This is a genomic window from Sphingobacterium siyangense (assembly GCF_023277505.1).
Classification (GTDB): Bacteria; Bacteroidota; Bacteroidia; order Sphingobacteriales; family Sphingobacteriaceae; genus Sphingobacterium; species Sphingobacterium siyangense.
In genome coordinates, this window is record NZ_CP080574.1 from 4,836,467 (window position 1) to 4,860,887 (window position 24,421).

The 24,421-nt window shown below is 37.4% G+C and carries 20 protein-coding genes; 6 read left to right on the top strand and 14 right to left on the bottom strand.

Features of this window, described 5'->3' with window-relative positions; genetic code table 11:
- Nucleotides 1–181: 181 nt before the first annotated feature.
- Nucleotides 182–1,318 (bottom strand): FecR family protein, encoded by a 1,137-nt coding sequence (locus K2F45_RS20385; protein ID WP_248932307.1) that lies wholly within the window; start codon nt 1,316–1,318, stop codon nt 182–184.
- A 361-nt stretch (nt 1,319–1,679) separates the two neighbouring features.
- On the opposite strand from K2F45_RS20385, the gene K2F45_RS20390 reads away from it, so the two are divergent.
- A complete protein-coding gene (locus tag K2F45_RS20390) occupies nt 1,680–2,396 on the top strand; it encodes a DJ-1/PfpI family protein (protein ID WP_248932308.1) in 717 nt (238 codons plus the stop codon).
- Between the two features lie 60 nt (nt 2,397–2,456).
- Here the strand turns inward: K2F45_RS20390 and K2F45_RS20395 are convergent, their stop codons facing one another.
- Nucleotides 2,457–3,290, bottom strand: a complete 834-nt coding sequence (locus K2F45_RS20395) for a helix-turn-helix domain-containing protein (protein WP_276521430.1) — start codon at nt 3,288–3,290, stop codon at nt 2,457–2,459.
- A 1,463-nt stretch (nt 3,291–4,753) separates the two neighbouring features.
- Between K2F45_RS20395 and K2F45_RS20400 the strand changes: the two genes are divergently transcribed.
- The 4 genes from K2F45_RS20400 to K2F45_RS20415 all read left to right on the top strand — a co-directional run bounded on the left by K2F45_RS20400 (nt 4,754) and on the right by K2F45_RS20415 (nt 9,521).
- Nucleotides 4,754–6,640: a serine hydrolase domain-containing protein gene (locus K2F45_RS20400; protein WP_248932309.1), complete on the top strand. Its 1,887-nt coding sequence runs from the start codon at nt 4,754–4,756 to the stop codon at nt 6,638–6,640.
- Nucleotides 6,577–7,797, top strand: coding sequence for an AraC family transcriptional regulator (locus K2F45_RS20405; protein ID WP_248932310.1), 1,221 nt, complete (start codon nt 6,577–6,579; stop codon nt 7,795–7,797). Before K2F45_RS20400 ends, K2F45_RS20405 begins: the two co-directional genes overlap by 64 nt.
- Before the next feature lie 100 nt (nt 7,798–7,897).
- Nucleotides 7,898–8,593 (top strand): hypothetical protein, encoded by a 696-nt coding sequence (locus tag K2F45_RS20410; protein WP_248932311.1) that lies wholly within the window; start codon nt 7,898–7,900, stop codon nt 8,591–8,593.
- A 19-nt stretch (nt 8,594–8,612) separates the two neighbouring features.
- Nucleotides 8,613–9,521 (top strand): hypothetical protein, encoded by a 909-nt coding sequence (locus K2F45_RS20415; protein WP_248932312.1) that lies wholly within the window; start codon nt 8,613–8,615, stop codon nt 9,519–9,521.
- A gap of 808 nt (nt 9,522–10,329) precedes the next feature.
- On the opposite strand, the gene K2F45_RS20420 is transcribed toward K2F45_RS20415, so the two are convergent.
- Together K2F45_RS20420 and K2F45_RS20425 are read right to left on the bottom strand one after the other, a co-directional pair.
- Entirely contained in the window at nt 10,330–12,486 is a 2,157-nt protein-coding gene (locus K2F45_RS20420; RefSeq protein ID WP_248932313.1) for a TonB-dependent siderophore receptor, read from the bottom strand.
- Between the two features lie 182 nt (nt 12,487–12,668).
- On the bottom strand, nt 12,669–13,067 hold the full coding sequence (locus K2F45_RS20425; protein ID WP_248932314.1) for a hypothetical protein: 399 nt from the start codon (nt 13,065–13,067) through the stop codon (nt 12,669–12,671).
- Nucleotides 13,068–13,340: 273 nt separating this feature from the next.
- Between K2F45_RS20425 and K2F45_RS20430 the strand changes: the two genes are divergently transcribed.
- Nucleotides 13,341–13,907 carry a fasciclin domain-containing protein gene (locus tag K2F45_RS20430; RefSeq protein WP_416366734.1) on the top strand — a complete coding sequence of 189 codons (567 nt, stop codon included), beginning with the start codon at nt 13,341–13,343 and terminating at the stop codon, nt 13,905–13,907.
- An 827-nt stretch (nt 13,908–14,734) separates the two neighbouring features.
- Here K2F45_RS20430 and K2F45_RS20435 read toward each other — a convergent pair.
- The 10 genes from K2F45_RS20435 to K2F45_RS20480 all read right to left on the bottom strand — a co-directional run bounded on the left by K2F45_RS20435 (nt 14,735) and on the right by K2F45_RS20480 (nt 24,236).
- A complete protein-coding gene (locus K2F45_RS20435; RefSeq protein ID WP_075993669.1) occupies nt 14,735–15,661 on the bottom strand; it encodes a TIGR01777 family oxidoreductase in 927 nt (308 codons plus the stop codon).
- Nucleotides 15,662–15,716: 55 nt separating this feature from the next.
- Entirely contained in the window at nt 15,717–16,553 is an 837-nt protein-coding gene (locus K2F45_RS20440; protein ID WP_075993670.1) for a phytoene/squalene synthase family protein, read from the bottom strand.
- 44 nt (nt 16,554–16,597) lie between these two features.
- Nucleotides 16,598–17,026, bottom strand: coding sequence for a hydroxyisourate hydrolase (gene uraH / locus K2F45_RS20445; protein WP_237241766.1), 429 nt, complete (start codon nt 17,024–17,026; stop codon nt 16,598–16,600).
- Nucleotides 17,027–17,270: 244 nt separating this feature from the next.
- Entirely contained in the window at nt 17,271–18,071 is an 801-nt protein-coding gene (locus K2F45_RS20450; RefSeq protein ID WP_248932315.1) for a DUF4249 domain-containing protein, read from the bottom strand.
- A 4-nt stretch (nt 18,072–18,075) separates the two neighbouring features.
- A complete protein-coding gene (locus K2F45_RS20455) occupies nt 18,076–20,364 on the bottom strand; it encodes a TonB-dependent receptor (RefSeq protein WP_248932316.1) in 2,289 nt (762 codons plus the stop codon).
- Between the two features lie 266 nt (nt 20,365–20,630).
- The gene (locus K2F45_RS20460) at nt 20,631–21,281 is read right to left on the bottom strand and encodes a MarR family winged helix-turn-helix transcriptional regulator (protein WP_075993673.1); all 651 of its coding nucleotides are present in this window, start codon (nt 21,279–21,281) and stop codon (nt 20,631–20,633) included.
- 162 nt (nt 21,282–21,443) lie between these two features.
- On the bottom strand, nt 21,444–21,758 hold the full coding sequence (locus K2F45_RS20465; protein ID WP_120336459.1) for a hypothetical protein: 315 nt from the start codon (nt 21,756–21,758) through the stop codon (nt 21,444–21,446).
- A gap of 637 nt (nt 21,759–22,395) precedes the next feature.
- Nucleotides 22,396–22,626, bottom strand: coding sequence for a hypothetical protein (locus K2F45_RS20470; protein ID WP_248932317.1), 231 nt, complete (start codon nt 22,624–22,626; stop codon nt 22,396–22,398).
- 439 nt (nt 22,627–23,065) lie between these two features.
- Entirely contained in the window at nt 23,066–23,560 is a 495-nt protein-coding gene (locus K2F45_RS20475) for a DinB family protein (RefSeq protein ID WP_248932318.1), read from the bottom strand.
- 268 nt (nt 23,561–23,828) lie between these two features.
- On the bottom strand, nt 23,829–24,236 hold the full coding sequence (locus K2F45_RS20480; protein WP_075993676.1) for a hypothetical protein: 408 nt from the start codon (nt 24,234–24,236) through the stop codon (nt 23,829–23,831).
- Nucleotides 24,237–24,421 lie beyond the last annotated feature (185 nt).

Here is a 24,421-nt window from a genome sequence, read left to right on the forward strand (position 1 = left end):
CATAGTGAACCATGAAAACAATTACCATCGCTACCTTTTATCATAATTTGGTAATTATCCCCACCGGCGCCGTTAGGTATTGATAGCGTTCGGTTTTTGTTTCGTCTCCAAACATAGGAGGTATTATTACATCATCCACGGTAAAGGTAGAACAGATACATTTACAATTAGTTTTGATGTCTTATCTGTAAACTACAATCCTCCTTTCTTCTTTTCTGAACTTGATATGATAGTTGGCCGATAGGCTTTCGAGTAGTTCGGATAGTGGCAATGTGCGCTTTAGCTCTCCGTAGACTGCTTCTGTCTTTCCCAGATCGGGAATCTCAAACGTTACGTCGTACCACCTGCTTACTTGCCGAAGTATGGTTGGCAAATCGGCATTTTGGAGCACAATAACACCATCGTGCCAAGAGGTAAAATCGCCCGCCTCTACATTCTGCTGGCTTAACAGACCATTATGCAGTACGGATTGGGTGTTAGGTTTTAATGTAATGGCCTTTCCAATTTCTGGAGCTGCTACGAGTACGCTTCCTTCTACAACTGTTGTGACAGCACTATGCTCATCATCATAGGTACTGATATTGAAAGCGGTACCAAGCACCTTTACATCCTGAGTATTGCTGTGTACAATAAAAGGGCGTTTTCTGTCAGTTGCTACTTCAAAATAGGCTTCACCGGTCAGTGTTACCTCTCTTGCGGTAGTCCCCAAGTTTAGCGAATAGGTCAGGGAAGATGCTGCATTTAGCCATACCTTGCTACCGTCCGGCAGGTTTACCATAAACTGCCCGCCTTTAGGTGTCTCGATCTTATGGAGCTTGGTTGCGTCGGCAGACGCTTTTGGATTGCTTTCGTAAACCAGTTCCCCCGCCTCGGTTTTCTTTATAACCATGTCATTCATCTGCACAAGGCTGCCATTTTGTAAGGTATCCAGATCAATGAGGCTTCCGTCGCTCAAAGTGAGCCTGGCATGATTGCCGCCGGGTGCCCCCAGTTGATTAAAAGTAGCATAATCGGCACCTGAATATTGGTCTGACTGTAGTAACAGATAAATGATAAGTGATATTGTTAATACGCCGATTGCAGCTGCCCACCTAATAGTGGTCTTTTGCCACCATTGTAGTTTTACCGGAGGTTCTGCCTCTTTTAAGACCTGTGAATAAATCCGCTGTTCCAACATTTCATAGTCAATTGACACCGATGGAGTTTCCTCCGTCTCCGACAGATGACTGTACCAATCCTCCACAAGGGATTCTTCTTCAGGACTACATTGCCCTGCTAGGTATTTCTTTATTAAAGCTTCCGCCTGTTCTTTATCCATCTCTATGGGCATTTTACTATAAGACGGATGTCGAGGTGGGTGTGTAGTATATGAAATGGAAAAAATTTTAAAGACCAAAACAGCTGTTGTGAGTTTTAAGCTTTGCGACACTACACAGCCCGGTTGCCATAAGACACCGCTAGATTTAAGAGGCTATCTCAAAAATAATTGAGGCAGCCTCTTTTTTTATTGATACAAACAAAATGTTTTGTACAAACAGGATCTTAAAGTATAATTAAAGAGCTCAAAAGTGTAATTTTTATTGATATATCCATAACTACATTTGTATCGGTGTCAAGATAGCTTAGCCGGCATAAGATATAGCACCTATAACACATAATTTTAACATAATTTTTTTCAGATGAAATTCATGAAATTTTCTTTGTTGACTCTTCCTCTTTTAGTGTGTTCATTAAATAGTAATGCACAGGAAAGCGCAAAAACCAAGTTCAATTTTCCTACTGATCGCAAGATCAATATCGGAGTTTTAGTTTATGATGGTGTAGAGATTGTCGATACTGGTGGACCTATTGATGTTTTTGTAAAGGCAAATAACTGGAATGGCAAATACAATATTTACACCGTATCAGCCACAGCCAATAAAAATATAATCATGGATGGTGGAACAGTAAATCTAGTATCTAAATATAGCATATACGATGCCCCACAATCAGATATATTGGTCATTCCAGGAACATCTCCTGAGATTGTCAAAACGATTTCTTCAGATAAAAAAATGATGAATTGGATTGTCTCACAGAATGAAAAAACGCAAATGACAATGTCAGTCTGTACCGGTGGGCTTATATTGGCAAATACTGGCCTGCTTGATGGCCGCTCAGCCACTACGCATCACTGGTCAATTGACGAACTTAGATCACACCCTAAAATAAAAGTGCAGGAAAAAACTCGATTTGTAGTGGATGGCAAGTTTTTAACAGGCGCCGGTGTCACTTCAGGTATGGACGTCGCGCTCCAAGCTATTGAATTGATCAACGGTAAAGATATTGCTGACGATATCGCACTCGGAATGGTTTACGACCGTTATAATACAATGGAATTTTTACCTAAAAAGTAACGCTAAAACAACAAATGTAGTAACTGCTGGCAAATTAAACTTGTCAGCAGTTATTCTATTTTAGTGAAACTGCTTTCTTTGGAACTCCTTCGGAGTTTCACCCGTATACTTCTTAAAAAAGCGGTTAAAATAACTATCCGTTTCGAATCCCAATTCCCATGCAACTTCCTTAGCCGGAACTTTTAGCCAAAACAAGAGTCTCTTAGCCTCCAGTAATAAATGTTCATCAATAAGTTGCTTGGGTGTTTTAAAGGTTGATTTTCTAACACACTGATTTAATGTGCGGGTCGTAACATGAAGCTGCTCCGCATAAAATTTAACCTGATGTTGTTTCTGGTAATTTTGTTTAAGCAACACTTTAAAATTATTGTAGATTCCTTGATCATTCTGATCGGTAATTGGATGATTTACCGAAAGCCTAAAACATTGGATAATCAAAACATTCAATAGGGCTTTAATTAATTCTTCATCAGGATCTTCTTTATTAACTTCTGTCGAAATAATTTTGATGATATTATCCAATTCTTGAAGTTTTTCAAAAGAAATTTGGATGAACGGTCGTGAGAACAACAGGCTTACTTTTTGAAGAAATTGATTAGTCTGGTCGGCAATAAAATGACTAGAGAATGCGATTGACACTATTTTGCACTTGCTCATGTCAGGGTGCGTGTGTACCTGATCAACATCTAACATGAGGATAGCTGGACCTGAGAGTTGTTTATTTTCGAAGTCCGAAAGATGACTTACAAGGCCCTCATACAAGAAGCTTAATATATAAAAATTATGCGTATGAGCACGTGAATCTAACACCATAAATTGCGTTAGTTCTTCACCTGTGATCAATGAAAATTCATCTCTAAAATTAATATTATAGTTCGGTAATATACAATCCATTATGTTACATCATAAATTGCTATAAACATTTGCAAAAAGAAAATCCTATATTTATCTTAAAACGATAAACAAAATACTCCAAAAACCTTCTTTGCGGATTTGAATCAGGGAGCTTTACTACACTAAATAGATCCATTGATTAACAGTATTTCTAACCTTTTAGTATGTACCTAATGCGAGCTAGCAGACATATTCAAAGGTAAGTAAAATACAAACATCGTCAAATTGAAGCATCAATTGCTTCGAGAAACGATTGCATCACCATATACTCAATAGCTACCTTTGGCTGGATTCCTGTTGAGGTATTACATGTTAACGCAGTAAATAAAATATAGTTTGTAGCAGATCACCGCTAGAACGCTAACCAAATTGTAACTTTACAAAATGGAAAATTTAGGACAAAACAGAATTTCAGTCATCACCTTATTGGTTGAGAAACTTTATAAATACAGTATTAAGAAAAACTACAAGGCGGGTACAATGATCCTGAATGAAAATTCACAGGAACACTTTCTTCGCCTCCCTTGCTTTTGATCTCTTTGCTCAAATAGTCGTCTCCAACGCACTCATAGCAAATTTTACTGTCCTTAATTTCAGCTTCCCCCTTTTTTAATTTAAAAAAAATCAGGAAATAACAAATAGTCAACTGTATAGGAGAAATTAAAATCCGAAGAATATCATAACTAATTGTAGCCTTTGCCGAAGAATATGAAGGGCATTGCTAACCTGCTTCTTTACTGTTTTATCCGAAAGGCAAATAGAACTACATGGGCTAATCCCATATAATTCTATTTGCTTGTTTTTATCTTCTTAATAAACTCTAATAAAGGCACTAAAGGTTCTATTGAACTCTCGTGACCTCCACTTAAGGAGACACTTGATAGAGGTTGTCTCCTTTTTTTATACCCATAAAAAACTATGAGCCAATCTGTTAAAGCATGGTCATTTAGAGTTCGAAAATTTTAACAAAATTTTTTAGTCTTTAGTTACCAAAGAGGCGGAAAACAAGTTGTATGGCATCTCTGCACTCTTTTTTCAGGGGTTCGATATCTCCTTAGGGATTTGGCATTCCAAACACTTGAATCAGTATTACAATTTACAGTATTATCTACTATTGTGCTATATTTTAATGGTATTTTTAAAAGTTACAATCCTTCCTGTAATAGTTTTATTAATGCTACATCGCAATATCATTACAAATATTATTATACGAGGAGAATAGAATTATCTATGGTATAAAAATTTAGTGAAGGAAAAGATAAGGACAATTCGAAATCGAAAGGTAATTACGAATGGAATAGAGCAAATTATTAATAGAATTATATAGGAAAATCCTATATAATTCTATTAGCGAGATTGTAATAATCTGAATTCACTCAAAAAACTTTAACAGATTTATCCGTTTGGATGGACACGGACAAGACCAGTAAAGATCATTGCTAATTTGCAAAAAAGAAAAGCTTATGAGCAACTTAAAAACTTTCTCTCTCGCAATGTTCATTGTGGCAATTTATTTTACTGCATCAGCACAGGTAAACACAGCTACAATATCTGACAGCAATATTAGCCAATTGTATAGACGTTTAGATACTGTGATTCAGAATGAACATATACCCGGTCTACTGGTTGCTATTGTAAAAAAAGACAGTATACTGTACTCGGGCGGACTGGGCTATGCTGATCTTAAACAACGTCGTCAGGTAGAACATCAAACGCAATTTCACTTCGCCTCTGTCACCAAATTTTTCGTGGCAATGGGTATACAACAATTAGTGGCTAAAGGTAAGCTAAGACTCAATGACCGTATTCGTGATATCGCGCCCGAAATACCCTTTGAAAATCATTGGGAAGCTACAGATCCGGTACGGGTAGTTCACTTGCTCGAACATACCGCCGGCTTTGAAGATGTTCAACTCAACAGCATGGTAGACTTGAGCAAAAAAAAGCCTCTTGCCGGTATCGATGCCATCAAGGCTGCTAGCAATTCGCTTACAGTCCGCTGGCGACCGGGAACCATGATGTCCTATTCCAATCCAGGTTACAACGTACTCGGCTATATTATTGAAAAAGTTTCAGGCATTCCTTGGAATAGGTATTTAGAAGAGCAGATTTTTTTGCCATTAAATATGCACAATAGCTTATTTGATCTTGATGGTATTCAGAGACCCAGCTATGCTACAGGTTATGACTTTCAAAATGGGGAATACAGACCAATTCCATTCTATCGCCCTATCGGAAATGGGGCCGGAAGTGCTTTGGTATCCACTGCTGAGGACATGGCAAAATTCATGATATATCTGCTCAATGATCGTACCGATAGTAGCCTACTGGACAATGCCGGCCTGAAGGAAATGGAGACCATTCACAGTACCTTAGCGAGCCGCGCTGGATTACAGACAGGATATGCCCTCGGCAATGATCTATTCCCGAATAATAAAAAGGTCAGTTTAAGGGGCCACAACGGTAAAGGGGAAGGCTTTGTATCTTGGTTATTCTTTAACCGTGAAGCTGGTATAGCCTATGCGATATCAGCCAATAGTGTTGTCAATCTTTGGCCAATCTCGCAGGCTATTGAAGAATTTTTGACAAGGGACATTTCTGTTCCGAAACCTGTCAGTCTACCGATAAATGAACAGAAAATGAAACCGCTACTCGGATACTATCAACTTATGAATCCCAAAAATGAACGCTGGGAATTTTACAGACGCATCTTTGGAGGTATTGAACTAACGGCGGTCAGCAAAGATAGACTCGTCGTAAGAAAAGAAAACGGACAGCTCGATTCTCTTGTCCATGTGGGCAATGGCATCTTCCGGCTAAAAGATGATATCCTCCCGGCTTTTGTGTTAGCCAAAGATCCCAACGGCCAGCCCTTCTTTCAAGGTTATGGCAATAGTTTCTATCGCAAAGTATCTCGGGCTTCTGTTTTAATCCAAAAGTTGCCTATCTATCTTGGACTTATGGCTATTTTAATTTATCTCATCTATAGCTTTATCGGAATATTTCTTACGCTCTTTCGAAAAATGAAACTTATAGACCTGGCCATTCCTTTATTGCCAATAGTAGGAACATGCTGTTTTCTCGCTGCTTATCGTCTCATGGGACAAACAGACGCCAGCCATAAAGAGTTATTTGTCTCTTTTAATGGAACAAGTTTTTCGATATTTCTGGGCATGCTCTTATTTGCTATTTTGGTTGCCGTAAGCAGCATGTTGCTTTATAGCCGCTGGTCTCGACTGAACCCATTATGGCTTCGTCTGTTTTTAGCCTTCAATAACTTCTTTTTATGCTATCTTGTCGCCCTTTTATCCATCAATGGTTGGATCGGAGTACCCATTTGGATGATGTAGCACCATTTGATCAATTATGTTTAAATTCACGTTATAATGATAACTTGTTACTGCTCATGATCAATATACTGTATACCTTTCATGCTTTTTCAGCAGGTGCATTTCTGTTGCTCGGCACCTTAATCTTTATGGGTATTAACCACACTTGTTCCCAGGCGGATCGATGGCTAGGAACATGGTATTATTTGATGGGATGCTTATTTACCCAGCTTTTTCTAGAAGGTTTTCATATCGAGAGCGAAGGATTGATCCATGCGCTGGAACTCCCTCGGTGGGCCACACTCCCCTGCTTCTACCTGGCCGTTCACTACATGGTCAAACCAACAGCAACAATTCGGTATTGGGGACTACATTTTGTTCCTTTCCTCGCTTTCGTTTTCTTCTCGATCATCTATTTAATACCCGGACTTTTTAATAGTCACATCCATCCGCCTCAATTACCGCAATGGATTATCTTTGCTATTAAATATTTCTTTTTTGCACAATGTATTTTTTATTGGATTGCCTGTTATAGCCTCTTCAAAATACACCAGAAAAACATTCGCCAGCTATCTTCCTATACGGAAAAGATAAACATGGCCTGGTTGAAGTATCTTTTGATTGCGCTATTATTGATGATTGTTGTCCGCCTGCTGGCTATGGTTCATTTAGTATTTAGTGCAGTCGCCCCAATTTTATATTTTATGGGCACAGTGGCACTTGGGTACGCAACGCTAACACAACGGTCAATTTACACTATTGAGTCTACAGAAAACCTCATCAACGAAGCGGAGCATCAAAAGGTTAAGGCCGAAGAGCGGCTGACAGCGCAACAGGTAGACACATTGAAAGAAAAATTATTACAAAAAACAACAGCTGAAAAGCTGTATCTCGACCCGGGTTTAACACTATCATCCCTTGCGGAGCATATCGGAATCAATCCGCATGATCTGTCCTACATCATAAACAATGGACTGGAGAAAAATTTTTATCAGTTTATCAACGAACTTCGCACAGAGGAAGCGAAAAAACTTTTATTATCCGACGAAGCCAAGCAACTTGATATGTTTGGAATAGCAATAAGGGCAGGCTTCAATTCAAGAACGACCTTTTATTCCTGCTTCAAAAAAACAACAGGCATTACGCCGACAGAATATATGAAAGTCCATAGTAAATAATCAAAATAACCAGACACAATGAAGTTTGTTCGATTGCATCCATTCGGACGGTTAGCTTATCAAAAAGATCTACTCTTGTATCATATCAACAAAAAAAATTATGATACAATACACCAAACTAAGCGGATACTCGAGAGCGATCCGCCGATTTTCCAAAGCAACATATGGTCTTCTGGTGGGAGCATGTTGTCTTTTTGCTTCGATTGATACATTTGCCCAGTCCTCCCCTAAGGGTAGCCCCCAGCAACAACAGTTGGTTCCGCTAAAATCATTTCAAGGCTACTACCAGCTACCCAATAAAGTAGCTTACATTGCTTTCGAGGAGCACGATAATAACCTGTATGCCACACAGCTGTGGGATCAGAAAAAAAGATATCAGCTGGTCCGTAAAGATGATACGCATTTTGAATCCAAAAACGAAGGATATGCCATAGAATTTTTAAAGGATGATTCCGGCGATTTTAGCCAAACCAAGATCCTGGGTAGAATTGTATGTGAGCGCGTCTCATTTGACCCTAATAAAATTGCGACTCTAACCGCATCCCAACTGAAACAGCTTGCCGGAACTTATCTAAAGGTAAATGACAACAACTTTAAGATTCAAATAGAAGCCTCCTCAACCGGCTTAACGCTTACACAATTGTGGGATAACAAAACAATTTCATTTACCCCTCGTTCTGAATTTTTCTTCCTCGATGATGATGGTACCTTCCCATTGACATTTTCTGTTGCCAATGGAAAGGTAAAGCAAATGCAGTGTTTCGAAAATGATGTTTGGATAAAGACGGACCAATAATCCTATTCAAAAAAATATTATGAACAGATTTATTGCCTGCTTATTCCTGCTGCTTCTGCTGGGTACAGCTCAGCTTAGCGCCCAACAGCTAGCAGATGAACAGTTTCATTATCCCATTACCGATCCGCACCACCGGATCGGTGATGGACCTCTACTCCTATTTGACGAGGCACACAACAATCCGGTTACTTTGAGAGGAGCCTACGCTCCTTTTTCAGATCTCCTTCTAACTGATGGATATCGCCTCCGAAGTGTTAAAGAAAAAATCTCTTACGATCAATTAAAAGAAGCAAAAATCTATATCAGCATAAATGCCTTATATAATCCGGAAAACTGGAAATTACCCACCTATTCGGCCTTTACCGATCAGGAGATAGAAACTCTCCGTCAATGGGTATTTGATGGTGGAAGCCTATTTCTAGTCACCGACCACATGCCCTGTGGCGGGTCTGTACAAAAGCTTGGTGCGGCATTTGGAATTCATATCGTGAACGGTTTTGCCTTACCTAAGAATGGACGTCCCGAGATCTTCTCAAAGGATAGAGAAACACTGTTATCCAATGAAATAACCACTGGATCAGGTAAGGAAATAGACAGTATCATGTGCTGGGGTGGAACTGGGTTTATCGTACCAACGAAGGCACATATTATTTCTTTATTAAATGAAGAATATGATATCTACCTACCCAATGATGCTAATCAGATAAAAAGACCTATTCCAGAGGATATTCCCCGACTGTCGGGCAGAGGGTTTGCAAACGGCGCTTACCTTAGGTTTGGGAAAGGCAGGATTGTGGTATTCGGAGATGGCGCTCCTTTTTCGGCACAACTCCATGGCATCAAAAGTGAAAAAAGAGGAATGAACTATCCAGCCGCAAAACAGAATGCTCAATTTTTGCTCAATATAGTTCATTGGCTTGACCAATGAACTATATTGAGCAAAAAGGTTTTTAGTATTCTCAGGGGATTATCGAGTTTATACTAACTGTTCCTGAAAATCAAATTGCTTAAAATTGGCCGTTCTGTTATCCTAGTAGTGGAAAAAATCCTAAGATGGCGGAAAAGACTTATTTAAAAGCCAAATCCACGCTACAATTACTATAGTAAATCCAATCAAAGGATTTTTCATACTGAGTGCCGCAAAGTATCCTATAACCACAACTATATTGATAATAATAAATAAAATTACATTTTTCATAACATTAAAATTTAGATAAACAAAACAGGCAAATAGATTTATATAGGTTAGTCCTATATAAATCTATTTGCCTGTTTTTATCCTTTTTATAAACTCTAATAAAGGCACTAAAGGTTCTATTGAACTCTCGTGACTCCACTTAAGGAGACACTTGATAGAAAGTGTCTCCTTTTTTATGTGAATAAAATTACCGATGATCCATAAAGTTTAAGCGTTCATTTTTAGGACGAATGTTTGGTCAAAATGCGATAAAAGTGGATATTGAAAGATGCAAGACTATATAAGTACGATTATTCTGCGACGGAGCAAGAATTTTCAAAGAAGATCGAGATTAGAGGTAATTGACAGCGTTTTACCACCAAATATATAAATTATAGAAATGTGAAGTCCTTTTAGACTTCACATTTCTATTTAAAGATACGATAACCACTCATCTTATCGCTGTATGATTTTATAAAAAGAAGAATAAATTCTTCCAGTTTTAGGTTGCAGAACGAGCGGTGAAAAATCCAACTATTCATTTAATATGATAATAGCATTAAAAATGCAGGGTCATAGAAAAAATGCACTGCCGCAAGTTTCCTGGTGTAATAAAACCCCTTCCACCATAATAATAACGTGTATTAAATAAATTTTCGGCCGTCAATTTACATTGAAACTGTCTATAATCATAACCTATATTGCCATTGCAAAGTGTATATGCATTAGTATAAAAACTCCCAGCGCTTTTACTGTTGATAATCAGATCCTCACCAGCGTAATTCCCTCCAAATCCAGCATTCCACCTGCTGTCACTATTTACCGGCATTTCATAGCTAGCATACCAGGTAAAAGACCATTTAGGACCAGCGTTTACAGGCCTTAATCCCTGAAGGGAGGCATCAGCAACCGTTAGCTTACTTGCATTGTAAGCTCCACCAGCATGAATAAAAAAATTGGGCAAAGGTTCGGACTGTATATCGAACTCTACACCACGACTATACTGCTTTCCCCCCTGCGAGTATTTTGTCGCATCTTCTGGATCTGTAATCACCGAATTGCGTACCCTGATATCATAGTAACTCATTGTGAGGTCAAGTGCATTGTTGGGAACCGCTATTTTGACACCAGTCTCGAGCTGGCTTCCGTATTGGGGTTTAAAATTATACACAATGCCATTTGCACTCATCGGAGCGAGATTTTGGAATCCGCTCATATAATTCCCAAAAACTGTTATAATTTTTGGAATAAGCTGATAAGTCAGCCCTATTTTAGGCGTAATGGACGACTGTTTATAATCCGCAGTTGTGATGGCAGTCAATACATCTTTTGTACCCAAATTGATTAATCTATCGTACCTGGCACTGAGCATCAGCGTCAACGCATCGGTAGGTTTGATGACATCTGAAACATAGGCCGAATAGCTATTTTGAGGAGCAACCGAATTATTGGGCTGCTTGGAAATTACGAGATTTCGGATCAGATCTGCATGAAATAAATTAGCTGCAGGTGAAGGGTTAGCAATAGCTACTGTATCCACGTAACCAGCATTTTTATAGTTTGCTCCATAACTATAGCGTTGGTAGTCAAGACCGATCAATAATTTATTTTCCCAGCCCCCTATCTTAAAATTACCGATAAAGTTTTGTTGGACCTGATAGTTACTGATATCCTCGGATTCATAGTGTAATACTTTCCTTGCTACCGCAGTATTATTGTTGAGCAGCAGGTTTGTTTGATAATCGCCATTTGATGTACTGTTTGTACTGGCCAGATTTGTTTCAGACTGCCAAGCCGGCGAAATGGCATAACTTATTTTTCCATAAAAATTCAGTGAAGAAGTTCGCCAAAGCAAGCCGTTATTCGTATAGGAACTAAAGTAGTCTAAATTGAGATCATTAGAATGCTGTGCGTTTGTGGCAATATCGCCTATAAGTGGGTTTCCAGGGGTAAACAATGGATTATTAGTGGTATTTCTTCGCAAGAATTCTGCCTCCATCCTAATCTTAAGGTCAGGACTTAACTGGTAGCTAAAACTTGGTGCCAGAAATAGGCTTTTATTCAATCCCTGATCCTGAAAACTCTTTTTGGAGGTATATGTCCCAAACATTCTGAACAGGGATTTATGTGCTGAGTCCAGTGGTGTATTTATTTCAATATTGGCGCGATTGAGTGCATTGTTGCCCGTAGCGAGCGATAAATTTGTAAATATACTATCCACGGGAATATAGGTGAGAATATTGATCAATCCACCGAAAGCCATATTTGTACCGCCAAACAAGGTACCACTTGGCCCTTTAATGACATCCAGCTGTTGAATGTTGCTATTTTCATCGCTGTAATGTAGGTAAGCATTTAGGCCATTTCTAAAATTGCTTCTGGTCCGAAATCCACGAATCGTAAAATACGGTGCAACACCTGCCCAGCTAGGGGTTACGCCGGCTGCATTTGCCAACATAGCGGTCTGGGTATAATAGTTTCTATTTTTAGTGAGGTTGATACCTACACTTGTTGTAACCTGTGGATTCTCGTAATCACGTATGTTTATTCGTGCAGACTGATAGCTAGATCTATCTTTCCTAAACTGGGATTTAATAAAAACTGAATCTAGCTGCTTTGGCAATAGCGTATCAGAATTCTGCGACTGTGCATCGGCGCTAAAAATTGTAAATAAAAGCGTAAAAACTAAAAAATACTTTAAATATAACGTTTTCAAGAGTATAATAAATTAAATTGACTGATAGTCAATGCGGAATAGAATTAAACCAAGTACAGCAAAAGTGGTATAAACCGGTTCAGTATGTCAACATACGTTCAATGCTAACTAAAAAGTGAAGATTATAGGGCAGAGGATTTGTTGGGTCAAACTTGAATTAAAACCAAACAAATCATGCAGATTTATGCTGCCAAAGCCGTGGGCGGCCGAAGTATTTTATTAAAAAAATCAAACTTGCGAAATAAAGTATCATGCGCTTTATGCCTTTCATTTATACGTATTGATACAATTGCTTTACTGATATTTATTGGGAAATAATGGCGGCAAAGCATAACTGGAATTTTTGAGAAATATTCGTGAACGTCTTTCTCACGCTCTGCCTCTTTTTTTAACATATGCATCAAAAAACATTTCCCCTCGCAGCGTAACGAAATATTTTTTTTATTTACACAATAGGTGCTGACAATTTCACTGCGGTTTGCATAAAAACTTATTAAAATAAAAATCCGGCTGAAGCTCATCAGCATGAAGCATAGCAAAAGAATAGCTATTGTGCCCGATTTAAATCTTTTTACATCCATTTGTATAATTGCTGCAAATATAAATGTTTTCCGTACATTTTTTATCTAATATCATAGCTCATTTTTCCGATTAACAGCTATATAATTGATAAATTTGACAAAGTGGCTTAAGTCAAATACAACCCGCTTTATAATTTTCTTATCAATTTTTTCATTTATTAATCGCTATTTTATCAGGATCAGCAAATTTTGTTCTTCTCTGCAATCCAAGTAACCTATTTCATCGTAAATGATCATATAAAGATTTTAAATAACAGATAAAAAATAAAGATCATGAAAATTAAATCAATCTTATGGGCGGCTGCCACTGCAGCAACATTATTGGGAAGCACTTACATGGGGCAGGCTCAAACAAAGGAAAAAACTATTATGGTAGGTGGTGCACCGATGTATCCTTCCAAAAACATTATTGAAAATGCGGTCAATTCCAAGGATCACACTACGTTGGTTGCTGCAGTAAAAGCTGCTGGCCTTGTAGAAACCTTACAGGGACCTGGTCCTTTTACTGTTTTAGCCCCTACCAATAACGCCTTTTCTAAAGTACCCAAAGAGGCCCTAAATAACTTAATGCTTCCAGAAAACAAGGCCCAATTAACATCAATATTGACCTACCACGTGATTCCTGGAAAATGGAGTGCCGCACAGATCACCAAAGCGATTAAGGATGGTAAAGGAACCTATGTAACCAAATCAGTCCAAGGTGGAAACCTTACTTTTTGGATGAAAGGGAACGATGTATATGTAAAAGACGCAAAAGGTAATAGCGCAAAAGTAACAGTTGCGGACGTCAATCAATCCAATGGAGTTATTCATGTGATAGATGCTGTATTGATGCCCTAAATATTGTTGCCATAAAATCAACTATCTATTGGCAGCATACATTCAATGATGTTTTCTTATTACATCAAAGTGGTGTCGATAATGATAAAACGGGCAATATTAACATTGCTCGTTTTATTTTTTCCATCCATCCAATCCGTTTACAATAAGTAATTTGTTCATTAAACTTAGTATACTTTATTTTTCTCCAGCCAAAATAACGCTTTTTAATTTTGATTGGAATACCAATATATGTTTTGAAGGCTGTTTTTAGATGTTTTCGAAAAGTGAAATTCTGTTTGTGCCGTTTTCAGAAATTTCTTCAGATTACTGCCCTTAATGTCATCATATTTGTTTTTATATTCGACATCGTTTAAATAAATATCTTTCCCAACTGTCAAACAGAACCTGAAATATATCTTTGAGGTTTTTAAGGTAGCTGATTCGGTTTCATAATTGTAAGCATAAAATCCATAAATATTATTTTTTAAGAACCTCTTCGGAGCTCCATTTCCTTTTTGTACATACATAAAATCTCCATCAAACCAAATTGTCATACGCAGGGAGAGCGCTTTTAAAATAATATAACATGTACCAAAGTAGATGAGCATGAAAAACATCATGAGCGAAAGATGGAATATTGCCTTAAAAAAAATATAGTATAAAATACTATAGCATATCAAGCAGGGAATAATAATGAAAAGGCTCCAACTTGTGGGATAAGGTAAAACCTGGTTGAACGTAAATACATTATTTTTAGCCATCACTAAAGGTACAATATATTTTTTTCCATTTATCTGCATCTAGAAGCAAACTATTTTTCAGGAAAATAAACATCATAATAATCACTAGCTTTTAATAACTGACTTACTGGAATTCTCCAGCGATCTTGAAATGGTATCATAATTAAATTTAAATCCTTTTTTTCTAATTTTTTCGGCACTTATACGAGAACCATTTAATAGCATAGCAGCCATATCACCATACAATAGTTTAATAACGAAACCAGGTATATTTGGCAAAACGCTACTCCTACCAAATGACCTAAGCAATACATACGCAAAATCGTTCATTGTGATATGTTGAGGAGCAACGGCATTATACACACCCCGAATATCCGTCCGATCAAGAATAAATTCGTACATGCGCACGACATCATGTATGTCTATCCATGGGATATATTGCTTTCCATCACCTAAAGAAACATTGATACCAAGTTTTGCCAAAGGAGCAAGCTTGGCGTACATCCCGCCATTTCTACCTAAAATAATACCTTTTCGTAAAATAACGGTTTTGACACCCAAGCTTTCAAACTGCCATGCGGCCTTTTCCCATACCTCACAAGTATGAGCCAAAAAGTCATTTCCACTAATAGAATCTTCAGAAAGGATGGTATCTGAAGTATATGCTCCATAATAACCTACTGCAGATGATGAAATGATTTTATCAATATTAAGCTCGTGGCGTTTGACGTATTCAAATAGTAAATTCAATGATAATACACGACTTTCGATAAGCTCAAGGCGACGTGAGGAAGTCCATCGACCTGCACTTATATTTTCACCAGTGAGGTTAATAATGGTATCGACTCCATCGAAGGCATTGATATCTATGAAGCTTTTTTTCAGATCCCACTCAAAATATTTTACGCCACTTGCAGATTGGTCTTTAAGTGTCCGCGTAAGGAGGTGTAACTCATAACCAATTTTCTTAAGGTGTGCAGCAAGATACCCACCTACAAAACCAGTCCCCCCGGCAATTAAAATCTTTTTCATATATAAGCTTTCTTAATCTTTTCTACAACATCGTGAAGCGGAATGCTGCGCTGTTTTATAAATAAGCAATTTTGTAACGCAAATAGCTCTTTAGGGCAACAAGCGCTTTATGGGTGTTCGGTATGCGAATCCTATGTTCTAAAATTTCTTTTGAAGATTTTTTACGGATCTTCGCGAAAAGTGAAAGGTAATATTTGTAGGCAAGATAAACCCCAAACTTTGCTGAAGCTGGGAGTTTTTTGATTCCCAAAAGCGCCTCCTTAAATTCTGTATGAATTTCATTTTCGATCTGACTTTTGACCGTATTATCAAAGACTGTCATATCCAGATTGGGGAAGTAGGTTCTTCCAAGCGTATGGTAATCCTGTTTGAGATCCCGTAAAAAATTTATTTTCTGAAACGCTGATCCCAATTTCATTGCAAAAGGCTTGAGCTCCTCGTACAGCTTTCGATCTCCCTCTGTAAATACTTGTAAGCACATAAGTCCTACCACCTCTGCTGAACCATAAATATATTCCTTATAACTTTCGGAATTGTAGTCAACCTTATTCAGATCCATCTCCATGCTATGAAGAAACTGGCTGATCAGCTCGACGTCGATCTTATACCTGTGCACAGTTTCTTGGAAGGACTGCAAAATTGGATTTAAAGAAATCCTTTCTTCTAAAGCACAGTTGGTATCTAGATACAATTGTCCCAAAAGACGCTTTCTATCATATCCATGGAAGCTATCAACAATTTCATCAGCAAGTCGCACATAGCCATAAATTGCATAGATACTATTACGAATACAGGGTTTTAGCGCCAAAATACCGAGCGAAAAACTTGTGCTATATTTTTCGGTCGTTCTTTTGCTTACTTCATATGCTAGTTCATCAAATAGTCTCTTCATAGGCCTATAGATTATCTTCCGATTCTACGTTTATTTCATTTTACTTAGCTCCCTCTGTATGTTGCATATCCGAATGGGCTAACAGTGATCGGAACATGATAATGCTTATCGTCTTTGATTTCAAAAACGACTTCGATAAATGGGTAAAATGTTTCGATTTTTTGATTAAGAAAATAGCTTTCCGTATAAAACTTGAGTTTATATACTCCTTTATTGTCTACTTTACCAGTTTCCAGGAAAGTACCGATGCGACCACTGTTATCCGTTTTTTCACTTGCCACAGTAACCCATTGCTTGTTTGGCATCAATTTCTCCAAATCAACTTTAACATCCGGAGCAGGATTTCCCTTTGAAATATCCAGAATGTGACTTGATAATTGATATTTACTTTTCTGGCTATATGCCGTCAATCCAAACAGCATACATAACAACATGATCATGTACTTTTTTTTACTCATCATTGCTATATTCATCTTTGTTTCGTTAAATAATTCATTTAATTATGATCAGCTTTTTTCAATTTTTTCTGCTTTATTCATTAGCTTGATCACTGGCAACACTATAATTTTCTCCTCAAATTAGTTTTCAAATGCACACTTATGATGGTCTAAAAGATAAAAAAGTATATATTTATACCATTAATATCCTAAATTTGTTTTAATACACCTGATTTTTAGTATAAAATTAAACCAAATAATATATATATCCAAGTCCGTCTCATTCTAATTTCTCCATATATTCCTGCGTTTTAAACAAATATGTCCCTGAAGATGCTACTGAAAAATAGCCTAAGGCCCCATTAGATATATTTGAGCTTGGATTTCCTGGAGCTGCCCCGCCAGGATTTGCAGATTGAAACTCATTCCAAAATTTGTAAACACTGGCATCAATACAGTACCGAATTATCCTCACTTCGTCATTCAGCTCCAAATCTATTGTACGATCAGAGATTTCATGCGTAACATATTTTCCATCGTTGAACTTATCGTTATATGTTGAAGCAAACCGTATAGGAGAATTATTGATAGCGATTTCGTACAGATAATAATTGTTTACTTGTGCCGGATCGTAAAATTTAAAGGTTGGATAGTAACGCTCTTCTGTAAAGATTTTTTCTTTTGAGATTCCTAGGGAATCAACGGCCACGTAGGTAGGCATAGTTACCGAAGACCGATAATATTCTCCTTCTAATTCTATTTCAAGGCTATATCTTGTTCCTGGACGGACGCGGAAGTTTTGGGCACGATAGTAACCATCGCGCTCATAAAAAAAAGCTATTTCCTCATTCGCAGAAGACCGCACCACCACCGATGCACCGGAAATAGGGTCGCTCTTTCTATCTGTACCGAAAGCGACAGTTTTAGTAACCCTAATGAGCTGATCTACGTTTAAATCATTTAAATTGGCTTCAATCACAATGCGCGCTTCGCTATTTTCCAGCTCTAGATCGATCACTTTTTCACAGGCGGAAAATAAAACAGTCAGAAGCGCCAATATTGTAAGTAGGTTTCTTTTCATAATATTAAAACTTAAAATTCCAGGTAACTGATGGTATAATACCAAATAATGCAATCTGATAGGCTTCTGTTATATTGGGATTGTCTTCATTTTCCCTAAAGTCCACAATATAGGCATTGCGTCGGTTGTAGGCATTATATAGCCCAAATGTCCAGCTGGAAGTAAAACGTTTGTTTGATTTTTGAGGTTCATACGTTGCAGACAGATCCAAACGATGGTAAATTGGCGATCTATGGCTATTTCGCTGAGTATAATAAAATAATGTGGTATTGTTTAAGTCATATTTCCCTGCTGGATAAGTAACTGCATTACCACTGTTGAAAATAAAATTTGCCCCCAAAGACCATTTATCCGACAACTTATACATGGTCACCAAGGAAAGATCATGGGTACGATCCTGCCGGGCATTAAACCAGGCTCCCTGGTTAATTCCATTAAACTTTCGCTCACTCTTCGATAAAGTGTAACCTATCCATCCACTTAGTTTACCACTATTTTTCCGTAGCAATAATTCAAGACCATATGCACGACCCTTACCAAAGAGAAGTTCTCCTTCAAGCAATTCGTTAGCCTGGAGATCAGCGCCGGTGCGAAAGTCGATCTGATTGGCCATGGCCTTATAATAGGATTCCACTGAAAATTCATAAGCGCTACCGTTGAAATTTCGAAAGTATCCGAAAGCAATCTGATCAGCGAGCTGCGGTTTGATATTCAAGCTGCTCAACACATACTGATCTGTAGGAAGCGCCGAAGTGGAATTGGTTAATTGATGCAGATTCTGCGCCATCCGATTATAGGAAAGTTTAATACTGCTCAGGGAATTTAAAAGTAGGCTTGCAGATAGCCTGGGTTCCAGATTGATGTAATGCTTCGCTACCCTTCCCTTTCCAAAATACTGTTCGTCAATAACATCTCTGTCGTCATCAAAACGATAGAAAGTACCTGGCCCCATCACCATAAAATCCGACAATCGGAAACCATACAGTAAGGAAAGGCGATCGTTGGCTTTCCATTCATGAGAAAAATAAGCGCTTACATCCCAGCCCTTACGCTTTTCAATGCTAATCGAATTGACATTGGCATCTTTGTCAGCAGCTAAACTTGCAGGTCGAATATTTTGGTTCAGCGCATTTGCGCCAAATCGGATTGTGGACCTATTGGATGGGTAAAAAGAAAAATCCTGTTTGAGATTCCAATTCCCAATTTTGGAAGCGATATCAAAGTCACCGCTATTACCATTGACGCCAACATTGTAATTAAAATCACTGTAAATTAAGGAGGTATTACTAAACAAGCGATCATTGAAAATATGATTCCACCGCACAGTAGCTGTTGTATTTCCCCAGTTAAAACCAAATTTATCTGAAAAACCCAGTTCATCCTTTCCAAAGTAACCCGAAAGGAAGACTTTATTTCGTTCGTCAATCTTATAGTTTAGTTTAGCATTTAAATCATAAAAATATAATTTACTCTGCTTCACATCCTGATCATTTGAAAGTTTGAGAAAAAGGTCCGCATATGTACGCCGGCCACTGAGCATGAATGATCCGCGATCATCAGGCAAAGGTGCCGATACCTTTAGGCGCGATGCAATAAGACCAACACCGCCTTCAGCAGAAAACTCTTTCTGATTTCCATCCACCATCGTAATATCCAAAACGGAAGATATTCGTCCGCCATATTGGCTTGGTATCCCACCTTTGTACAGCTGCACGTCTTTAACCGCATCAGAATTGAAGGTGGAAAAAAAACCTAAAAGATGAGCGGCATTATAAACAATTGCTTCATCCAACAAAATCAGATTCTGATCTCCCCCTCCACCACGAACAAAAAAATTTGTGCTTCCCTCGCCTCCACTCTGCACACCGGGCAGCAGCTGTATCGTCTTGAGCAGATCTTTCTCGCCAAATAGTACAGGTACGTTTTTTATCTCTTCCATACTAAATTTGAATGATCCCATCTGTGGACTACGCACATTTTTATTGCGTTGAACGCCCGATACAACAACCTCTTGCAATGCATTCTGGTTAGGTATGAGCTCGATATCAATCTTTAATGATTCATTTAAGGAGATTGCTTTTGTCTGAGTTTCGTACCCCACATAACTGAAGGTCACGATCCGCTCTCCTGCTTCGAGTACTAGGGAATAGAACCCATACTTGTTTGTTGACGTTGCTCGTTCTGTATCCTTTTCCGAAACAACTGCACCGATTAGAGTCTCACCTGTATTTGCATCTTTCACAATGCCAGAGAGTACTTTCTTTTGGGCGAAACCAGATAAAGCACTTAGCATAATGAGTGTAGTTAAAATGAAATTTTTGTCAAACATACAGCTACCTTTAAAAATTCAAAATCAAATATAGTTTATTTATACTCTAATTTAGTATTAAATAATACTACTTTTTTAAAAATAATAAAGACATGACCGAATTGTAGTACAAAAACGACGAAATATTTTCTATGCACGCTATTTCATATCAAAATCATACAATTGATATTCAGCATTATAGATAAATGAATACAGAATAATTTTTAAAATAGAGATAGGTTAAACTTATCTCAATCCTTTTTGAGATATTGTTCAAGATGGGTCACATCTTTCATATCAATCAGGGTATGGTGATGGTGATCGAGCTTAGCAAGTAATATTATTAATAAATCGCGTTCTTCGTTTGAAAGGTTGCCGATCAGGATATTACCTACCGTTTTCATGTTAGGCAGCACCTTAAACAGTTCAGCACGGCCAGCATTGGAAATACAGATTGGTTTGGCTCTTTTATCGGAGACTTTGGGTGCTTCTTCGATTAAACCAAGTCGCATTAATCGACGGATGACTTCTGTACCAGAAGCTTTTTCGACAGCATTTTTCCTAATCAGTTCTGTCTGAAGTAGCTTATCATAAGAGAATAACACCATTAGAAAGGTAAAATCTTCCGGAGTCTGCAGATGGGTTCCTTCGAATGCCAACTTTATGTAATGTTTCGCATAACGATTCATCATTAAAAGAAGTTTACCCAAATCTTCTGCCGGGACATCTCTTTCCGTGACAATAGCATGCTCTCCCCCAACTTTACGTGTCTGGGTCATCCCAATTGAATTTTTGAGATACATGTATTTTAAAAAATCAGTAAGCGTACCATTCACCGATTCATTGGTACAGTAATCCTCTAGCTCTTCAGCTATTTCGATCAAAAGATCTTTTCTTATCATCACAACTTTCTCTGCTATACAAATGAAAGATTTTTATTGCGAAAAAAAAAGTAAAAGGTTTTTGTATCAGTTTCTATTTGAACGACTGATTATTAAAATTAATCACTTTGATCTTATAAACAGCCTAAAATTTTGAAGGCGTTTCTATATATATCATTATTGTTACTTATCATCCACTTTCTTTTCGCCAATCACTACATCACCGAGAATGGATCTTAAATACCCTTCAAAAGCTATACTCAATCCTTCAATAATAATTTTATCGTGTGAATTGATATCGCCAATTATTTTCTTATCATCATAAGCATCACCAACAATTGCCAAAACACAACGCCCGCTGTGTTTTGAAAAAAGCCCAACTCCTATTATTTCTTCACCAAATTTCACAAACCAGGTTTCTTCCTTATGGTCTTCCGTCGTATTTGGTATGTGTATAGCCTGCTGCAGGTCTTCACACTTAATGATATCAAAATTCATTTGCTTTTTTTATGTTCCATTTATTGGACAGCGTCCAATAGCATATTGTTTTTAGAAATAATCCCTGAAAAAAGAAAGGTTATATAAGCGGTAACCGGGAGTTACCGAAAAATCGGTGATCAGTTTACAATCCAAAAGATTTGTGTATCTGCGCAAAGATACATTTTGTCTTTGTACCATAAAATGATGCCCATGATGTCGTTGAAACAAAAACTTTGTTGACTGTAAAAATATTATCTTCCATTTTTTCCTGTACATAAAAAACAACTTCATCTGGATAGAAATAGTTAGTATTCCCGCTCTTGCAATCCTCTTCTTATTCCTTTTCTAAGATGAAATTTACACGATATTTAATAACTGTTTTCTATTCCTTTTTATACTGAGGGATGGACTACTATATTGGGATGCAGCTCCAAGATGACGGCATTTCAGCACTGGTTATAAACTATTGTAAGATAATTGCCTGGTAGAAAAACACGAGAATTTCAATATTGAAATAAAATTATCCAGGACATCAGTATAGGCGATTATCTATAGAAAACCTCGCATATTCCTACTGGATGATTTCTAATGCAACTTCAAATTCTTCTTTTGGCTGCTTCAAGTTTTTATGCTACGACATTATTGTTAATGAACTCTATTGATCGTTAGAGCGAACTAACCTCTTATTCTCATTACCGTCATTTGGGGAAGCGTTCTCCCATTTCATTTCCTTCGTATTCAATTTTTTTATCAGATACTGTTCTGTATATATCTTTCGTTCATCGTAGAGCGTCACCAAAGTCTTATCATTACTTATTACATAGGTTCTGTAAATAGCAGTATCTCGATCTGAAAGCGCATCGTAGATATTCTTAATACAGGTCATATCTGAGTTAAATTTGTATGTAACGGAACCATCTACGGTCATTTTAAGATCATCATTTGCCACGGTCCACTTACCGATAAGGTTATCAATGGCTATCTTTTCATCTTTTTTGCAAGAGCTAAGAACGACAATAATGATGGCTGGAAATAGGATTCTGTAATTTCTTTTTATAACTTCTTGATTATTTATTATTGATCATCAACAATACGAGTGAATTCGTTAATCTGCTACAGTAGTACTTAAAATCTCGATCCTGTCCATGCAAATACATTTTACAAGACAACTTGATCCTAATCACTACATATTCCATCATCAAAAGCAGGTCTATAATTTCAATTGGTCTTTTTTTAGTGATAACGAATAGTAGGTTTGTCTTCTGCGACATTATTGGAGATACAGGAGTTAAAAAAAAGCGTCTCGGATCGGTCTTAGCACTAGTTTATTCTTTCACCTGAGATACCCATTTCGGAACATGATCAATTGTCTGTTTAAGGTATAAATTCAATTGTGCAACATGATGCTGAATATGCCGCATATTATACAATAGAATCTCAAGGAAAGAAAAGTTTTTAGATTCGTTGATCCAACGGGCATTCATTCTGCTCGGTGTGAGTCCTTCTATATGCTTTCTAGCTTTCTGTCTACAGTGCTCCAAATACGCAAGAATTTCTGACCTGGTGTATGTCCGGTCCGGTTTTTTGCCCGTCGGATCAAATTCTGAAAATGTAAAAGGTTTTGGTGGCTCAAATTTATTGGGTTCTACAGATAAATAATAATCTGTCCAAAAGAGACAGTGGAAAGACAGGTACCAAAAATCTAATGTAGTGTCCCAATGTTCATCGGGGCACATATGGATCGCGTTTTCGAGCATGTCTAAACTAGCTCCAAACTGGCCCCACAGTACATCTTTTATCATAATCGAATCTTGCATCATTCTTATAATTGCATATCTATAATTAATAATTCCTTCATCCTAAACTCGCTTAACGATAATTTGATGAATAAATATAATTAATGTTCTTCAGCAAACTGTATATCGAACCACCAACGAGATGGAATGCGCAATATATGCAGTTCTATTTCTTACCCTTTGCCGAGTCGATCGAAGAACAAATCTTGGTCTTTCATCACTCCTTGCGGGCAGTACCATTGTTCAATAATTCTCTTTGAATCTTTCATCAGTTTGGCCTTGTATTATATAGCTATTTCAATCTTAATATCAGTGTATCTATTCTAGGTTTCATTTGCACGGTATTAATAATCCTTAGCTCCAGTGATGTATCAGACAACAAATAAGATACTAGTGAATCGTACCTTTCGTAGTTTTCAAGGATATCCTCTTTGTTGTTTTTAAATTTCCTAACTTGAATATAGTCAAGCATTGTAGCATTTGATGGGACATGATACACTCTCAATTTATAATCCTGTTCAGGAACATCAAACTCTACTAGACGTTTTACCTCGCTTTCAAATAGTGAGAATGTTGCCATTTTATAAATGACGAAAGCAGCTGTAACAAGTACAATTGCCCATAAAACAAAACCTAACCTATTTCTTCTTTTCATAATACATGCACCCTGCTTTAATCCATCTTTGATCTCTTGAATCATTTCTATAGGGAGCAACTAAGGTTTTTTGAACAACTACACCGCTATTAACATCCGTTATTACTCTTCTTGTAGATTTTTGCCAACTGTTGAAATCTCACTTTTGATATACTTGGGTTATGTAGTACTAAGATAAAAAATGGAGATGGAAATTATAATTATTGAGCTATTTATTTTGCCTTTTCACA

Coding starts and splice junctions, on each gene's coding strand:
- K2F45_RS20425 (WP_248932314.1), bottom strand. CDS start 13,067: ATGGATGTAAAAAGATTTAAATCGGGCACAATAGCTATTCTTTTGCTA.
- K2F45_RS20405 (WP_248932310.1), top strand. CDS start 6,577: ATGCTATCTTGTCGCCCTTTTATCCATCAATGGTTGGATCGGAGTACC.
- K2F45_RS20395 (WP_276521430.1), bottom strand. CDS start 3,290: ATGGATTGTATATTACCGAACTATAATATTAATTTTAGAGATGAATTT.
- K2F45_RS20480 (WP_075993676.1), bottom strand. CDS start 24,236: ATGATTCAAGAGATCAAAGATGGATTAAAGCAGGGTGCATGTATTATG.
- K2F45_RS20430 (WP_416366734.1), top strand. CDS start 13,341: ATGAAAATTAAATCAATCTTATGGGCGGCTGCCACTGCAGCAACATTA.
- K2F45_RS20435 (WP_075993669.1), bottom strand. CDS start 15,661: ATGAAAAAGATTTTAATTGCCGGGGGGACTGGTTTTGTAGGTGGGTAT.
- K2F45_RS20410 (WP_248932311.1), top strand. CDS start 7,898: ATGATACAATACACCAAACTAAGCGGATACTCGAGAGCGATCCGCCGA.
- K2F45_RS20385 (WP_248932307.1), bottom strand. CDS start 1,318: ATGGATAAAGAACAGGCGGAAGCTTTAATAAAGAAATACCTAGCAGGG.
- K2F45_RS20415 (WP_248932312.1), top strand. CDS start 8,613: ATGAACAGATTTATTGCCTGCTTATTCCTGCTGCTTCTGCTGGGTACA.
- K2F45_RS20390 (WP_248932308.1), top strand. CDS start 1,680: ATGAAATTCATGAAATTTTCTTTGTTGACTCTTCCTCTTTTAGTGTGT.
- K2F45_RS20470 (WP_248932317.1), bottom strand. CDS start 22,626: ATGACCTGTATTAAGAATATCTACGATGCGCTTTCAGATCGAGATACT.
- K2F45_RS20465 (WP_120336459.1), bottom strand. CDS start 21,758: ATGAATTTTGATATCATTAAGTGTGAAGACCTGCAGCAGGCTATACAC.
- K2F45_RS20455 (WP_248932316.1), bottom strand. CDS start 20,364: ATGCTAAGTGCTTTATCTGGTTTCGCCCAAAAGAAAGTACTCTCTGGC.
- K2F45_RS20400 (WP_248932309.1), top strand. CDS start 4,754: ATGAGCAACTTAAAAACTTTCTCTCTCGCAATGTTCATTGTGGCAATT.
- K2F45_RS20450 (WP_248932315.1), bottom strand. CDS start 18,071: ATGAAAAGAAACCTACTTACAATATTGGCGCTTCTGACTGTTTTATTT.
- K2F45_RS20460 (WP_075993673.1), bottom strand. CDS start 21,281: ATGATAAGAAAAGATCTTTTGATCGAAATAGCTGAAGAGCTAGAGGAT.
- uraH (WP_237241766.1), bottom strand. CDS start 17,026: ATGAATATAGCAATGATGAGTAAAAAAAAGTACATGATCATGTTGTTA.
- K2F45_RS20475 (WP_248932318.1), bottom strand. CDS start 23,560: ATGATGCAAGATTCGATTATGATAAAAGATGTACTGTGGGGCCAGTTT.
- K2F45_RS20440 (WP_075993670.1), bottom strand. CDS start 16,553: ATGAAGAGACTATTTGATGAACTAGCATATGAAGTAAGCAAAAGAACG.